The sequence below is a fragment of the Flavobacterium sp. MAHUQ-57 genome (assembly GCF_051908335.1).
GTDB lineage: Bacteria > Bacteroidota > Bacteroidia > Flavobacteriales > Flavobacteriaceae > Flavobacterium.
Genome location: NZ_JBPZTE010000006.1, coordinates 604,046 through 620,860 on the forward strand (window position 1 = coordinate 604,046; position 16,815 = coordinate 620,860).

The 16,815-nt window shown below is 32.7% G+C and carries 14 protein-coding genes and 1 other RNA gene; 6 read left to right on the plus strand and 9 right to left on the minus strand.

Features of this window, described 5'->3' with window-relative positions:
• Positions 1 to 10: 10 nt before the first annotated feature.
• From ACS8MM_RS03100 to ACS8MM_RS03115, 4 genes are all read right to left on the minus strand, one after another.
• Entirely contained in the window at positions 11 to 3,568 is a 3,558-nt protein-coding gene (locus ACS8MM_RS03100; protein WP_379712924.1) for a T9SS type A sorting domain-containing protein, read from the minus strand.
• A gap of 93 nt (positions 3,569 to 3,661) precedes the next feature.
• Positions 3,662 to 4,039, minus strand: coding sequence for a hypothetical protein (locus ACS8MM_RS03105; protein ID WP_379712926.1), 378 nt, complete (start codon positions 4,037 to 4,039; stop codon positions 3,662 to 3,664).
• A gap of 15 nt (positions 4,040 to 4,054) precedes the next feature.
• Positions 4,055 to 4,612 carry a DUF4126 domain-containing protein gene (locus tag ACS8MM_RS03110; RefSeq protein ID WP_379712928.1) on the minus strand — a complete coding sequence of 186 codons (558 nt, stop codon included), beginning with the start codon at positions 4,610 to 4,612 and terminating at the stop codon, positions 4,055 to 4,057.
• 2 nt (positions 4,613 to 4,614) lie between these two features.
• Positions 4,615 to 6,039, minus strand: a complete 1,425-nt coding sequence (locus ACS8MM_RS03115) for an ATP-dependent DNA helicase (RefSeq protein WP_379712930.1) — start codon at positions 6,037 to 6,039, stop codon at positions 4,615 to 4,617.
• Positions 6,040 to 6,147: 108 nt separating this feature from the next.
• On the opposite strand from ACS8MM_RS03115, the gene ACS8MM_RS03120 reads away from it, so the two are divergent.
• Entirely contained in the window at positions 6,148 to 6,972 is an 825-nt protein-coding gene (locus ACS8MM_RS03120) for a DUF3822 family protein (protein WP_379712932.1), read from the plus strand.
• Positions 6,963 to 7,568: a 16S rRNA (guanine(966)-N(2))-methyltransferase RsmD gene (gene rsmD, locus ACS8MM_RS03125; protein ID WP_379712934.1), complete on the plus strand. Its 606-nt coding sequence runs from the start codon at positions 6,963 to 6,965 to the stop codon at positions 7,566 to 7,568. Before ACS8MM_RS03120 ends, rsmD begins: the two co-directional genes overlap by 10 nt.
• Positions 7,569 to 7,572: 4 nt before the next feature.
• On the opposite strand, the gene ACS8MM_RS03130 is transcribed toward rsmD, so the two are convergent.
• On the minus strand, positions 7,573 to 9,672 hold the full coding sequence (locus ACS8MM_RS03130) for an outer membrane beta-barrel protein (RefSeq protein WP_379712936.1): 2,100 nt from the start codon (positions 9,670 to 9,672) through the stop codon (positions 7,573 to 7,575).
• Between the two features lie 2 nt (positions 9,673 to 9,674).
• Positions 9,675 to 10,658: an alpha/beta hydrolase gene (locus ACS8MM_RS03135; RefSeq protein WP_379712938.1), complete on the minus strand. Its 984-nt coding sequence runs from the start codon at positions 10,656 to 10,658 to the stop codon at positions 9,675 to 9,677.
• Between the two features lie 116 nt (positions 10,659 to 10,774).
• Here ACS8MM_RS03135 and ACS8MM_RS03140 point away from each other — a divergent pair, with 116 nt between their 5' ends.
• A complete protein-coding gene (locus ACS8MM_RS03140; protein ID WP_379712940.1) occupies positions 10,775 to 12,145 on the plus strand; it encodes a sensor histidine kinase in 1,371 nt (456 codons plus the stop codon).
• A gap of 13 nt (positions 12,146 to 12,158) precedes the next feature.
• A complete protein-coding gene (locus ACS8MM_RS03145; protein WP_379712942.1) occupies positions 12,159 to 12,848 on the plus strand; it encodes a response regulator transcription factor in 690 nt (229 codons plus the stop codon).
• A gap of 24 nt (positions 12,849 to 12,872) precedes the next feature.
• Here the strand turns inward: ACS8MM_RS03145 and ACS8MM_RS03150 are convergent, their stop codons facing one another.
• Positions 12,873 to 13,742 carry a cupin-like domain-containing protein gene (locus tag ACS8MM_RS03150; RefSeq protein WP_379712944.1) on the minus strand — a complete coding sequence of 290 codons (870 nt, stop codon included), beginning with the start codon at positions 13,740 to 13,742 and terminating at the stop codon, positions 12,873 to 12,875.
• Positions 13,743 to 13,771: 29 nt separating this feature from the next.
• An RNA gene (gene rnpB / locus ACS8MM_RS03155) (RNase P RNA component class A) lies at positions 13,772 to 14,089 on the minus strand.
• A gap of 165 nt (positions 14,090 to 14,254) precedes the next feature.
• On the opposite strand from rnpB, the gene ACS8MM_RS03160 reads away from it, so the two are divergent.
• Positions 14,255 to 15,946: a tetratricopeptide repeat protein gene (locus ACS8MM_RS03160; protein WP_379712946.1), complete on the plus strand. Its 1,692-nt coding sequence runs from the start codon at positions 14,255 to 14,257 to the stop codon at positions 15,944 to 15,946.
• 198 nt (positions 15,947 to 16,144) lie between these two features.
• Entirely contained in the window at positions 16,145 to 16,453 is a 309-nt protein-coding gene (locus ACS8MM_RS03165; protein ID WP_379712948.1) for a hypothetical protein, read from the plus strand.
• Between the two features lie 52 nt (positions 16,454 to 16,505).
• On the opposite strand, the gene ACS8MM_RS03170 is transcribed toward ACS8MM_RS03165, so the two are convergent.
• Positions 16,506 to 16,799: a hypothetical protein gene (locus tag ACS8MM_RS03170; RefSeq protein WP_379712950.1), complete on the minus strand. Its 294-nt coding sequence runs from the start codon at positions 16,797 to 16,799 to the stop codon at positions 16,506 to 16,508.
• Between the last annotated feature and the right edge of the window lie 16 nt (positions 16,800 to 16,815).

The following is a 16,815-nucleotide window of genomic DNA, read 5'->3' on the forward strand; positions in this document are numbered from 1 at the left end:
TTTATCTAAATTAATTTTTTATTATTTTTTGTGCTTCGCTAATGTTATTTTTATCTGTTGCTTTACAAATATAAAGACCTGAAGATAAATTTGTTACATAGATAAAATTTTGATTTGAATTAGAAAGCACTAATTGTCCAAGTTCATTAAAAATTTCAATTTTAACTATTTCGGTTTTTGATCTAATTTTTAAAATATCAATTACCGGTGACGGATATAAATTAAATTGATGATTATTATTTGAATTTCTTTTTTTAATTTCTGTTAATGCGGTATTTGTTACTACCGGCAGGTTAAAATCGAAGAAAATGTCTGCCTTATTTTGAAAAACATCTCCAATCACAACATTGTCTTTTGGTTTGATTTTATAAGCTACGAAGCCATGTGAAGCTGGTTCGTTTTCTGCTTCATGCGGTAAATTAATTTTGTCAAAAAAGAATGATACTTTATTTCCGTTTTTAATTTCAACTCTATTATTATGGCTGGAATTTATTAGCTGAAATGTTTCCCAATCCAGTTTGTCTTCTAATGTGTTTTCAATTCTGACATTAATGGCACTTGCCGTACCTTTATTTTGAAAGCGTATCAAATAATGTAGTTCATTTTTGGCTTGATCTATTGTAATACTTTCTCCTTCAAGACACGTTATATCATTAGGGTCAAAAGAACCAATTACAACTTGGTTCAAAATATATAAATTATCATCAGGAGTTGAATCCTCATTCTGTGAATCTATTGAAAGGGAATATACAAGAGAGTCGTTAATCTCCACAGTTGGTGGTGCAGCAATACTAAAACTCAAATTTATTGTCCTTGTTTCAAATGGATTAAGATTGACAAAGTCAAAAGTAAGTGAATTATTCGTTATGGCGTTGGGCGTAATACTGGCTGAATTAAAAGTCAATTTAGAATCATCGAAAACCAATGTGATTTTTCCATTTAACCTCGTATTACCTACATTGTTAAATACGATTTGATAGCTTGTTTCAAAGCCAGGTCTTGGCTGGTTTAAAGGTACTAAAACCACATTTAAATCATTAACTATTTCACTTGGATACAAGCAAAAATTAGCGACATCAATATTTCCTATACCTACAAACAAAGAATTGTGTGAAACAGGTGCTGAAATATTGAAATTTCTCAATGTTGAAGGAATTGTAGTGGTATAGTTTCCGGGATCAACATAATACTGAAAATATCCTGTTTTTGTTGTAAATGTTGAAATTGTATCGGTACCATTATTTGTAGTAACCTTTAAATTATTGACAGGTATATTACAGTCATCTACATTTAATCCTGCCCTTACAAAACCATTAATTTTGTTAAATGCAGGTCCTAAATTTTTAAAGTAGGTGATTTTATCTGTTTTAACCGTATTCAGATAATTATCATTAACAATTGATGTTAAAATGTCTGTATAACCATCACTATCAATATCATCTAAGAACATTGAATTTATATCAAAACCTGTTTCTGTAAAAAGAATAACTTGTTGGGTAAAAGTTCCTTTACCATCTAAATTTTCATACCAAACGATATTACTATTATGATCAGATCTGCCTACAATATCAACATCCCCATCCGAATCTAAGTCTTTAGCTTGGATTTCTATGGAATACCCTCCAAAACTTGAACTAGGAATTCTTGAGTCAATCACTATTACTGGACCAAAATTTCCGTTACCGTCTAAATTTTCATACCAGACTACCCTATTATTACCATCAAAAGTTGCTTCATGTGCTAAAACAAAATCCAAATCGCCATCTCCATCAAGATCCTCAATACTTAAAGAATGGCCATCATAAAAACTTCCTACAAACGTTTTTTGGGTGAAATTACCAGAACCGTCATTAGCATACCAAGAAACTGTAGCCCCAGCCAGAATTACAATATCATTTTTCCCGTCACTATTAATATCTTTAATATAAAGTTGATCTCCAAAAACACTTATATCAGGTGTTGGAATTGATTGCATTGCAAAGTTTCCCTGCCCTAGATTTTTATACCATGTCAAACTGTTCTCTACACTTCCACCTGTTATTACAAAATCATTATCGCCATCATTATCCAAGTCACCAGTGGCAATGCCAAATAACCCCCTATTAATCGCTATCAAACGTTGTGCACTGAATCTTCCTCTACCATCGAGATTTTCGTACCACACAAACACACTTTGAGAACTATGATTTTCACCTGAAATAACATCAAGATCACCATCTTGGTCTAAGTCAACGGCAGCAACATCTCCTAAACTGTATAAATCCGCTGATATTAAGTTTTGTAATCCAAAATTACCACGTCCGTCTAAGTTTTTATACCATGCAAGTTTTGCATCATTATATGAAATTGAAAGTACATCTTTAATCCCGTCTCCATCAATATCTGCAGTAATCGATTTTTTTGGATTATTAATGCTTCTGGTTAAAATTTTCTCAGGACCAAAGCTTGCTACTCCATTTAAGTTTTCATGTAATACAATTTTATCTTCTATTTGTGAAGCAGAAAGGACATCAATATCATTATCTCCGTCATAGTCATAAGCACAAACCGCTTTAGCACCATTCAACTTATCATTGATAACTGAAATGTTAGAGAAATTTCCTAAGCCATCATTATTTTTAAACCATGAAACTTTATCATCATTATAACACGAAACAACAATGTCCAAATCATTATCATTATCCAAATCTTTTGTAAGCAGATTAGACAAACCAATCCCGTTAGTTACCAATGTCCTGAATAAAGTTAAATTTCCTGTTCCATTATTCTTAAAAATATTTATTTCTTCTATTGAAGTAGTATAACCGGCAGAATTACTAACTATCAAATCTTGGTCATTATCGTTATCAATATCTGAAAAATTCATTGTCCCATAGCCATTATCCCTTCCATTTGTAATAACTTGTGTCGTAAAATTAAGTGATCCGTTATTACTAAATAACTCAATTTTTTGCGTATCATAATTTAAAGAAAAAATGTCAACATCATTATCCCTGTCTATATCGATTGCATAAATTGCTCTTGATCTTGAATATTGTGAAATCGTTCTATTATTAAAAACGTTACCAGTTGTGTTTTCTAACCAACTTAGACCCGAATAATTCCAATTAGTATATGAATACAATATATCCAGATCGTTATCTAAATCAAAATCTGTTATGAAAATATGATGAATTCTATCGGAACTAAAAAGCAATTTTGGCAAAGCGAAATTTCCACGTCCGTTAGTATTTTCTATCCAATGAATCTGGAAATAACTTTGGACAATGACGTCAAAATCACCATCTCTGTCAATATCTGCGAAAGAACAATATGAAACCCCAATATCTCCGATCGTATGCGAAATCATTTGTGAATTATTACCGCCCACATTTTCAAACCACTTTACTTTATAAGCATCTCCTGAAAGTAAATCTTTATCTCCATCCCCATCAATATCAACACTATGGATAGATGTAACACCTTCAGTTGCATTAACGTTTTCCATAATTGATTTTTTAGAAAAGTTTAATTGTGCTTTAATAATATTAAAAGACAATAAAAAAAGAAACAGGATAATTTTTTTCATTCTTAATTTTTTTGCAAATATATGGGACAAGATTTGAAATGGCTCATATTGCCACTGGTTTATTGAAAAACGATGATTATTTTAATAAATTCTTTAATGTTTAACCGGCACAAAAACTAACTTTGTCGAGTTCCTTTTCTTTAATTCTTTAACTTCTTGTAAAGTAAAAACATCAAAAGTTTTTTCCGGTAAAAACTGATAAACTTCGATTTGACTTGGGCTGTAATCAGTTAAATGCGTCATACATTTATTGTTTTCGACCAATAATGCATCACCGTATTTCAATAGAAAACCGGTTTCTTTTTCATCAATAACTACAAAATAGCTTTTGGCACTATCGTATTGATGAAACACAGGTGAAAATTCACCATATTTATAATCGATATCAGCATCTTTAATGGTTTTGAATAAGACAACTGATAAAAAACCAATCACAATTACAATAAGTAAAACAATATATCTAAACTTCATTTTAACTTTTACTACTTATTTTTTAAATTTTCGATATAAATAATACACCAAGAACAGCAAACTTACAACAATAATTAGTGCTACAATCGGTAAAAAAACAGCCAATGAACTTAGCGTCAAAGCAGTTCCTGTTTCTGCTGTAGAAACAACCGAATTCCCAGCACCAGCTGTTTTAACAGATGAAGCCAATCGCGTCATACTCGTCATTCCTTGCATTGCAGTAGCAGTTCCTCCACCAGCAATAATGGCCAATCCCCAGGTTAACATCGGATCAAAATCCAAAATAGTAGATGCCATAATCACTGTTCCTGCTATAGCCGCTAAAGGGGTTGCAATTGTATCTAATAAATTGTCTACAAAGGGAATATAGTACGCAATTATTTCGGCTAACATGGCAATACCTAAAGTAATCATGACTGGTAAAGTACTCACCCAAGCCCAGCTTTCGTTTAACTGAATTACATCAAAATACGAAGCGGTACTCAATACAAACAAAGGCAAAAACACTCTGAATCCTGCCGAAGCAGCCAATCCTACTCCTAAGAAAATGCTTAAAATTGTTGCTGATTCCATATTTAATTAATAAAATACTCGTCTTTAAACCCTATCAAATACAACTTGTCTTTTGCTCTCGTAATTGCCGTATACAACCATCTCACATAATCCCTGTCAATTCCATTGGGCAAATACGGTTGTTCGATAAACACCGTATTCCATTGTCCTCCTTGTGATTTATGACAGGTAATAGCATACGAAAATTTCACCTGCAATGCATTGAAATATTCGTTTTCTTTAACCTTCAGAAACTTGCGGTAAGCAGCAGTTTCATTTTCATAATCTTTCATCACTTCTTGATACAACTGGTTGGATTCTTCATAAGTCAATGAAGGCGATTCACTAGTAATCGTATCTAACAATAGTATGGTTTCAAAAGGTCTTTGGTTCGGATAATCGATCATTCGGATGGTAACAACTGCAAATTTGAAACCGTAAATTTCTTTAATATTTCGGATAGATAAAACTTCAATAATATCGCCATTGGCAATAAAACCGGCTTCATCCGTTTCTTTTAACCAAAAATAATTATTTTTCACCACCATTAATAAATCTCCTGCTGAAAGTTCGCTTTCCTTACCTAAGATTTTGGATCTGATTTGCTGATTGTATTGATTTGCTCTTTTATTAGAACGTACAATAAACGTGGTATCTTCAATAGAGTAATTACTGTAGGATTGATTGATGGCATCTTGAATATCATAACCATCTGTTAAGCGTACAATATCTTTGAATCCTTTTAATTTGAATTGAAAATCGGTTATAAACGAATCTTTTAGTAATTCACGAAGCTCAGTCGCATTGTATAAAATCCCGGAATTTTCTTCCTGACGCATTACTTCATCCAATTCGATGGAAATCACTTCCTTATCATAATTCATACTTAGCGTATCCACATTCAGAGCCGGAGAAATATCCAAATGTACCGGTGGTAACTGCGCAGTATCTCCCAAAAGTAACATTTTACAATTTTGACCAGAATACACATAGGAAATCAAATCATCCAGCAAAGAGCCATTGGCGTACATCTTCGATTCGGAATCGGCATCCGAGATCATCGAAGATTCATCGACTATGAAAATCGTATTGGTATGCTTGTTGGTTTGCATGGTAAAACTCACGCCTCCGCCCTTCCCTTTTTTAGGAAAATAAATCTTTTTATGAATCGTGTGCGCAGGTTTGTTGGAATAATTCGCAATTACTTTTGCCGCTCTTCCTGTTGGTGCTAATAAAACGTACTTTTTTTTGACTTCAATCAGATTGTTGACAATGGTAGATATTACAGTCGTTTTTCCGGTTCCGGCGTAACCTTTTAAAACAAAGATTTCGTTTGTATTGGGACTGGAAATGAATTCGGCAATTTTTAAGAAAAAAATATCTTGTTTTACGGTCGGTTGAAAAGGAAAACTCTTTCGTAAAATGGTGTAAAACAGTTGGGAACTCATGGGTATTCTTAAAAATTATATTTTTTCAAAGATACATAGTAAAACCGACTCACTTGTGTATAACGCAAAAAATATTGTAGATTTGCTCACTAATGTCAAAATACCGAAATGCATACAGCAAGTACGAACATTCTCGATAAAAAATATTCTAAACTACTACTTCAGATTTCATTATCAGAAATATCATTTTGCATTGTAGATACATTAACTGATAAAATAGAAACTTTCGGCGATTTACCTCTGGATCAATCAGCAAATTTTGTTGAAATCGAGAATAAAATCATTGATTTCATTAAAAACACAGCTGTTTTGCAGTCTAATTTTGACAATGTTGTGGTGTTATACAACAACAATTTGAATACATTTGTCCCACAGGTTTTATTTGATGAAGCCTATTTAGGAAGTTACCTTCAGTACAATGTAAAAGTTTTCGAAAACGATTTTATCGCCTATGATGAAATTGCCAATTATGAAATGAACAATGTTTACATTCCTTATGCCAATATCAATAATGCTTTAATGGATATTTACGGGAATTTCAATTACAAACATTCGTATTCCATTTTAGTCAAAAAGCTACTCGATTTAAGTAAAAACATCGATGAAACCCAAGCATTTGTACATTGCCAAAAGGATAATTTTCAATTGATTGTCATCAAAAATCAAAAATTACTATTGTTTAATTCTTTTGATTTCAAAAGCAAAGAAGATTTCATTTATTATTTGCTTTTCACTTTCGAACAACTTCAATTAAATCCTGAAACTTTACCTTTAAAACTCTTTGGTTCTATCTCTAAAGAACACGATATATACCAAATTGCCTACAAATACATTCGTAATGTTTCTTTGTTTTTTGATCATAATGATTTGGAACAGAAAATTACACAACAAAATTATTTACAACACTTTATACTGATACACGGATGCGAATAATTTCAGGAAAATACAAAGGAAGACGTATTAATCCGCCTAAAAACTTACCAGTTCGCCCAACGACGGACATGTGTAAAGAAGCGTTGTTCAATATTCTGAATAATAATTTCAATTTTGCAGAATTACGTATTCTGGACTTGTTTGCAGGAACCGGAAGCATCAGCTATGAATTCGCTTCTCGGGGTGCCGAAACTATTACGAGTGTCGACGGTGATATGGGTTGTGTCACTTTCATAAAAAAAACAGCTAAAGAATTTGACATGGACATTACTGCGATCAAAAGTGATGTTTTCAAATTTCTTGAGAAACACAAAGGCAAATACGATATCATTTTTGCCGATCCTCCTTACGGAATGGAGCAAACCGATTTTGAAAAAATCGTGACTTTACTATTCGAAAATGAAATCCTCAATGAGGAAGGCATGCTGATTGTCGAACATTCCAAATACACTAAATTGGATCAGCTTGAACATTTTTCCTATGCAAAAACCTACGGTGGATCTGTATTTTCTTTCTTCGAAATAGCCATGGAAGATGATGAAGAATATGACGAGGAAGAAATCGATACTCCTTTTGACGATACAGAAGAAGAATAGTTGACTACTTAATTCTATTGCCATTTTCATTGATTGACTTTTCCTTAAATTCTGATTTGGAAATTTTTCCGAATGAATATTTAACAGAAAGTGCAATTTCACGGGTATCCATATAATAATTGGCTTTTGAGCTAATGTTATTTATTGTGAAACTTTGCTGGTACTTACTATTTCTGAATACATCATTATAATTTAAAGTACACACCCAATTATTAAAAAAAGTTTTGGTTAGCGCCACATCCAGTAAGAATTTGGGCTGATTTATTCCGAAAACGCCCTCTTTCTGATGGGACATTCCCCAAGCCGTTAGAGAAATCATATATTCTTTCGGTAGTGAAAACATATTGTTGGAATAATAGTATAGATAAGGCTTTGATCCATTTTGTAATGCTTGATTATCTTTAATCGTATTTAAAATAAAACTCACACTATTATTCATTGTCCAAATTTTATAGGAAAAAGGCAATGTGAAATCTAAACTTACACCTGAAGATTGTTTAAAATTCTTCTCATTGTAGGTTAAAATGTTATTTTGACTATTATAACTGAAATTCGCATGAACTGGATCTGAATTTTTATAATAAATCAAACTCACTGCTTTATCTTTGTATTCAAAATTAATGGCAAATTCATTTGTAATGGCTGGGTTTAAATTGATATTATTACTATAAATAAAATACGGATTAATATAAGTTGCTCCTTGATTTGTATTGGAATAATTAGGCCTAGTTATACTTTTAGCATAGTCTATTGATACCAACTTAGTGCTGTCTAATGCAAAACTAACCTCTACTTTTGGAAAGTAATGAGTATAGTTCTTTTTTACAGCTATAATACCTGTATCATATTTTCCTTTTATAGCAGTGTTTTCAATTCTTAAACCTACGTTATAGTCTATTTTTTTAATCTTTCCTGATAATTGCGAATAACCAGAGATGTTCATTTCATTGAATGAATAATGGGAACTATTTTGATCGGAGTTGGTATAATCTATAACATTCAAATTTGTCTTGGCATCTGCATTCAGAAAGACTCCTCCTATTTCCAATTTTATGTCATTTTTAAATACTTTCTCAAAATCCGTTCTTCCCGAAAAAACAGCTACATCAAATTGTTGGTTTCTCTTTTGTGCAAGTAAAAATTGTGAATCGTTTTGATTATTCTGCACGATCGTATGCATGTTTTTAGAAAAATTCGAGTATTGAATTCCTGTAAAAAATTGTGTGTCAATGAATTTTATTTTTTTCGAATAATTGACAAATGAGTTGATGAAATTTCTTGTGTCGTCATTATTACTTCTAGTTACATACTTGGTTTCTGTTTGGTCTTGAAGATTTAAAGTCATTGTATTGATTCTGAATAGATCATTTTGAAGTTTAGCATTTGCATTCCAAGAAAAATAATCGTCATCATTGATTTTATAAAACAAACCGCCACCAAAAATAAATTGTGGCCTTTTCGTATACGCTTCAACATCATAATTCGAACTAATATTGGATTCAGGAATCTGACAACTCATATCATGTCTCTCCCAGATATTGTGTGCATTATAATTAAAATTGGTTTTTAATTCGAGTCGGTTTTTCTTAAAACTTGAAGTAATTCCAAAAGAATTATTAAATCGTTTTTTTAGGGAAGCCGTTTCTGAAAGTGTAACTTTAAATCGATCCGTTTTACTCAATTTTCGATTAACTCGAAGTACTACTTTTCCTTCTGCTTCATACTTTGAATCTGGATTTTTTATGATTTCGATGCTTTTTATATCATCAACTGATAACGCATTCAAATCATTTAAGTAAGCTTTTTGATTATCGATATACAACAAGGGAATTCCTTTTCCAATAATCGATATGGATTCTTTGTTGGGACTAAGTTGAATGCTAGGTAACTTTGAAAGTAAATCAACTGCATTGGTGGCCGATTTGAAAACCGAATTGGCTACATCAATCTTTGTAATACCATTTTTACTTTTAAATAGTTTTTCTTTTCCTTTAACTTCAACTTCTTCTAATTTCTGGGTAAGTGTGTCTTGTACAACTTCATGCTGCGCAGCACAAAATGTATTGATCAAAAGTGTTATAATCAATAGGATTGTATTTTTCATTGCTATTTAACTGTATTTTTGTTTATCCATTTTAGCCAATCATTGGCTACGTTATCCCAATTTCCCATTGTATAGATTGGCTCCGAATTTTCATCTAATGGAAAAAAATTATGCTCCAAACCTACATAGTCAATAAATTCAATATTGTTTTTATGTTCACGAATTGCTTCAACTTGAAATAAATAATTATAATCGGCAGCAGTATCCTTAGAACCGAAAGTGACCAGAATAGGTATTTTTAATTTTAACAGGTTTTCTCTTTGTGGCAATGAAAAACTATACGTTGCCTTATAAGTATCTCCTGAATCATAATTGATTACATTCGAATTTTCGACAATCGCTTTCCAGTATTCAACTATTTCCTTTTTAGCAGCAGATTCGTTTAAAATTGTCACAATTCTTCCAAATGGATTTCCTCCCGAATAAATCAATTTTGAAACCTTGGGATTGAGGATAGCCATTTTTACAGCAATGGCACTACCCTCGGAATGACCAGCAACAACCAAATTGGATTTACTTACCCAACGTTCTTTACATAGTTGCTTAATGATGAAATTGTTCCTAGAAACATAATAATCCAAATGATTTTTATCACTATAGTTTCTTGGTGGGATTTCTTTATGTTTATCTCTTAAATACATAAATTTTTTGCCCAAAACAGAAGCATTGGCTATTAGTGGAATACCCGGTTTGCCAACAATTACGATATGGTAGTCCTCTAAAAAATGAACTTCGTTAAATGGCAAAGTACCATACAAACCTTTTTCATCATAAATAACTACAGGCCTTGGAAGGCTTCCCTGACAAAAAAACAACAATGGCTTCTTTTTTTTTCGATCTTCAGATTTCGAAATAATAATTAGATCAACTTTATCATTCTGATATTTGAATGACATTTGTTTGTAACCAAAGTCTTCCGGAGTTTTCTGAGAAATCGCATAATGTTTAGAAATTAAAAGCATAAGTGCTGCAATACATTTTTTCATTAAAACTGAAATTATTGCCGCAAATTTGAGTTCAAAAATTCGATCTGAAAGTTAATGTCGGGTTAATGCAAGGTTAATGTCTTTATGTAATCATTAAAACTCCTATTTTTGACTCGATGAAAAGGAAAATCAATTTATTAATAACATTCTCAGTTCTTGTACTTATAGTACTTTCAACTATTCAATTGTATTTGGTCAAAACTGCTTATGACTATAAAGTAGCACAATTCCATACAGAAGTAAGAACAAAAATTGCTAAAATCACTAATGATTACAGCGATATTGATTCGACCATATTCAATAAAAAAGATTTGTTATACAAACAGTTGGCTAGCAATTATATTTTAAATAAAAAGAATAAGTCAAAAATTAAAGATGAATTACTGCAAAATAAATTCAAAGCAGAATTAACCCGAAAATTACAACGCGAATTCGAAAATGAAATTCCCAATTTGGAACTGGATTTCGCCATCGTTTTAAACAAATTTGTCATCTTTAAAAATTCGCAAAAAACAGATACAATATACACTGAGAAACCTTCAATTAACAACAAACTCTATGGTAATTTAGCAAGTCTTGACAATGCATTCTTAATTCGCAGTTACGTAGGTACAACTAGTGGATCTACACTTCATTCTGACTATAAACTCCTAACAGAAGATACTTTATATGTTTCGGTTGTCGACTGGGAAATCATCATTTTCAAACGAATGCTGTTAATTCTATTTTTTGCCTTATTTTCAATTCTTACAGTAATTAGCCTATTTATAATTGCTATTAAAGCATTAATCAAACAAAAAAAAGTGAGCGATGTTAAAACTGACTTTATCAACAATATCACTCATGAATTAAAAACACCGCTCTCTACCCTATCCATTTCAACTAAGATTCTGGAGAGAAAAGAAATACGAGACAACGAACAGAATTTCAATAGTCTTGTAGCTACCATTTCGCGTCAAAACAACCGATTGCAACAATTAATAGATCAAGTAATGACCAGCGCACTGGGTGTTGAGAATCTGGAATTGAAAAAAGAGAAAATAGAAGTGATTGCATTCTTACATACAATAGTAACCGATTTTAAATTAGCCCATTCCAATACTGATATCATTTGTCAATTTAAAACTGATCCGATTGTTTTGTCATTAGACAAATTTCATTTAACCACAGCCATTTTGAATGTTCTCGAAAACGCTGTTAAATATGGATGCAATACAATTATTGTAGAAACTTCAGTACGAAACAATCTTTTCAATATTACCATTCAGGATAACGGAATTGGTATTGCCAAAAATAAACATTCCTTGCTTTTTGATAAGTTTTACCGAATTGAGCAAGGCAATCTACATAATACAAAAGGTCTTGGTTTGGGATTGTATTATGTTGATCAAATAATCAAAGCACATCAAGGAAAAATAGCTGTTTCGGGTGATCTAGGAAAAGGAACTGTTTTCAATCTTAGCATACCTTGTAATTCGTCGAATTGAATACTCTTGTTGAATGAAAAAAATTCTATTAGCGGAAGACGATCATGATTTTGCCGCCGTTTTAAAACAATATCTCGAACTTTACAATTACAACGTTACTTGGGCTAAAGACGGTGAAGAAGCTTTGTCTACGTTCAAAAGCTCAATATTCGATATTTGTGTTCTTGATGTGATGATGCCTAAACTTGACGGATTCACATTGGCCGAAAAAATAATTGATACCAATCCTGAAATTCCATTTGTCTTTTTAACGGCTAAACAACTCAAAGAAGATAAAATAAAGGGATTGCAACTCGGAGCTGATGATTATATCATCAAGCCATTCGAAGCCGATGAATTAGTTTTGCGATTGAACAATATCCTTAAAAGAGGTGCTCAAAAAATTACACATCAAAACACCAATGAAGAAGTCTGTATAGGCCAATATATTTTCAATCCGAACCGTCTGGAACTGAAATTAAGCAACCATATACAAAGATTAACACAAAAAGAAGCTACATTAATTTTTTACTTATTTAAAAACAAAAATCAACTCATCAAAAGAACTAGAATCTTAGAAGAGATATGGGGTAACGATGATTTTTTTTCAGGTAGAAGTATGGATGTTTTTATAAGCCGTTTACGAAAATATTTTTCCAACGACGATAAAATAACCATAGAAAGCATACGGAATATTGGCTTAGAATTTAAAATTAAAGAGTAATTTCAATTCTCTTAAAATTTATTGCTATCCTAAATTAAGTCGTCGGTTGGTATTTTCTAAAGCCTTTCTATTTTTATAATCAATCCAAGCCTGACCTTTCCATTTTCGCATCAATACATCAAAATGACGCATAATAACTAAGTTATAACCTGCTTTGGCTAAACTGCTCAATCGCATTGGAAAAGCACGTAAACTCATCGAAAAACCTGGAGTTACATAACGCATATAATGCCAATACCCTTCGGGCATATACAACATTTCACCGTGTTTTAAATTACACACTAATCCTTTTGCTTTTAGCAACGCAGGAAATTTTTCGAAATCAGGATTGTCAAAATCGATATCTTCTCTCGAAATTAAGGAATGAGGTACTTTATATAGGTAAGGTGTTTGCTCTGGATCAAACAAAATACATTGTTTTTCACCATGAAAATGAAAGTGTAATATATTCGAATAATCAATATCATAGTGAATAAAAACCTTGGCATTTTCACCACCAAAAAATAACATCGGTAATTGTTTAATCAACTTCAAACCAATATTAGGCCATTTGAAATCATCTCTCAACAATGGCACTTCTTTCATCAAGTTGTATAAAAAAATGCGGTAATTAGTCGGCTCTTTTTGAAGTAAATCAATGTAGTCACTCATTTTCATTTTCGCATGAGCTTCATTGAATCCGTCTTTATGGGATACCGGACGGTCATCGTACAACGGCACGATTTTTTCGCCCGCAACGGCTTTAATATATTCCAAATTCCATTTTTGGTAGGCTGGCCAATCTTCTGTTAGCTGCTCCACTACAACGGGTTTTTGTTTTTTTACGTAATTCTTATAAAAATCGTCTTTGGAAATGGTTTTAACTCTGGGAATCTCAACTAAATTCAATTTCATATTTCAATACAATAAATTCGAATATACAAAAAAAATGCAGACCTGTAAGCCGGATTCTGTATCTCGTCTTTAAAAAACGAAACCCTTATCATTTATCTAGATCATACATTACTGCATGACTCAAGCTGCCTACCCTTCAGCAACGGACGAGTAGCCCTTAAATGCTGATATACTTGGCATTTCACCGCATAGAGTTTACCTGGTTTCACTACAGCATTACCTGTACATACTTTCTGTTGCACTTGTCCTCGCCTTTCAACGGGCGGGCGTTACCCGCTATGCTACTCTGTGGTGTCCGGACTTTCCTCCCTCCCGTTAAACGAGACGACGATAAGGCGGTCTGCTCGGCAAAAATAGTTTTTTTTCGCTCCTAATCCTACCTTAGTAAGTATTTTCGTAGATTGCAACAACTATTTATTACTATGAAAAATCTCCTACTACTGTTCTTCCTTTTCATTAGCCTTATTAACAACGCTTAAAAGAAAGAAGAGTATGAAAAATTCGTGGACTCCATGACCCAAATCGGGCAAAGAGAAAAACTGTTTCCGCATTTTCAAAAAAAACTGACTCAAAATCCAAAGAACGAACTAGCAACAAGAATGCTCGCGTATTTACATCTTGAAAACAAAGAGTTCGATATCGCTGAAAAATACTACCGAAAAGCGATTACCATCAATCCCAAATGTGGCGTTTGCTATACTAATATGGGGCAGATATATTCACATAAGAATGATAACACCAAAGCTTCAGAATACTTCGATAAAGGAATTCTCAATGAACCAAACAATCCATTTCTGTATAGTAACAGAGCCCAATTCAGATTTTATATTAACGATAAAATCGGAGCCTTGAATGATTATAACAAATCAATAACATTAGGTCCTAACAATGCTGCCTTATATGTGGCAAGAGCTAAATTCAACACAAAAGAAAATTATTTGACGCTGGCTTTGATTGATTATAATAAAGCTATCGAACTAGAACCAAACAATGAGGCACATTATCTGGGAAGATACGAAATCTTCTTCAATCAGATGAAAAACAAAGAATCTTTCAAAGACATTAATAAAGCCATCGAATTAAACCCTAAACAGGAATCTTCCTATACCGCGAGAGGTACACTTTATTTCTATATGGGTGATTTTAATAAGGCCTATCAAGATTATTCCAAAGCAATAGAATTGCTCCCAAACGGTTACTTTGCATACTATAATCGATCTAAAGTCAAATACAAACTGGAAGACATGAACGGTTCTTGCGATGATTTATCCAAAGCCTTACAACTTATAAAGGAATACGAACCTGAAAATGAATTAATAAAAGAATTGGAAGGTGCAATCGCTAATTACTGTGACGATAGTAAACCCAGCTACTTTTACCAACGTGGAATTGCTTACTATAACTTAGGTAAATTCGATGACGCAGTTACCATATATACTAAAGGATTGGAGCAATTCCCAACAAATGCCATGTGCCTTTCTTTCAGGGGAAATGCCTATTACGAATCTAAAAATTATGAAAAAGCAATAGCCGATTACAATGCTTCAAATAACAACAGAGAGAATCTAATTGCTGATATTGAACAAAACAAGAACAACACGGGTTTAAAAGAATCGCCTGTACAACAATATGCTGATGGGTTTGTTGCAACAAATAACTTGAGTGCTGCACAATCGTATTTCGCTTTGGGAAAATTTGATGAAGCGCTTGCAGAAATTGAAAAAGGGATAAAAATAGCACCCGATCTTAAGGAATTCGGACTCGAAAACTACTACAATGTAAGAGGAACTATCTATATGGAACTAGGTGATTATCCAAAAGCAATTGCCGATTTTGATAAATGCCTTCAATTAAAAATGTCATTACCAGTAGTGTCGGTAAATCGCGCTATCGCCAAATTAAATCTTAAAAAAGGGTATAAAGTAACTAGCCAACACATTAGTGGCGGATACAACGGCAAATTATTCAACGTCAACTGGAATTTACCCTTAAAAGTGAAAGTGGAAAGCTCCAACGCTAACCTGGTATCGGCTTTATTGGATTGCAATCAAGCCATCAAAGAAGATCCAAATTTAGGATATGCCTACTATGTTCGAGGTGAAATTAAACGCCTTTTGAATTATGATGATTATTGTGCCGACTTGAAGAAAGCCAAAAGCTTAGATTATCCAATCAATCCGCTTCTTATGGATTTCTGTAAATAGAATAGGTTTTGAAGTCTAAATCTTAAAATAGTTTCATCCAAAAAAAACAATAAAAGAACACCCCTATTCCAAAACCAATTCGTTATTGTTATTGTATTGATTGTAAACACTTTATTGTTAATAGTTTTAACAACTATTTTCATCAGAAAAAAATAGAAAATCGTAACTTTATAATCCATACTTATTCTAATTAGCACTATGGCACACACATATAATTATGCAAACGTAATGGTAGCGTTGCAGGAGTTGAAAGAATTGGGTTTTAGTACCGATTTTAATATCGACAATAGCGAATTTAAATCTGCACCTCACAACTTTGAAATTGTACATATTTATCGTCATGAAGGCGATTCCAGTGCTGATGACGAAGCAATCGTATATGGTATTTGTTCTAAAAGCGGAAAATTAAAAGGCGTATTTGTCTCCGGATTCTCTGCCAACTCCGAATGTGAATCGGCCCGATTCCTCAAAGGTCTTACCATTAAAGCTAGAAAAGGCGGCTTGTAATCCTTCTCCAAAAACTAACAAATTAAGATTTCTTCCATCAACCAAAAGAAAACTAGCTCCTGACAAATAGAAACTTCCTTCTGTCAAGTTGGAATGCGCTCCTGTCAAATGAAATCTTCTCCCTGTCAAGTTGGAACTCCTTCCTGTCAAATGGAAACTTGCTTCTGTCAAGTTGGAATTCACTCCTGTCAAATGAAATCTTCTTCCTGTCAAATAGAAACTCCTTCCTGTCAAATAGAAACTTGCTTCTGTCAAGTTGGAATTCGCTCCTGTCAAATGAAATCTTCTTCCTGTCAAATAGAATCTTCCTCCTGTCAAGATGGAACTCCTTCCTGTCAAAAGACATTTTGCTTTGGCACCGA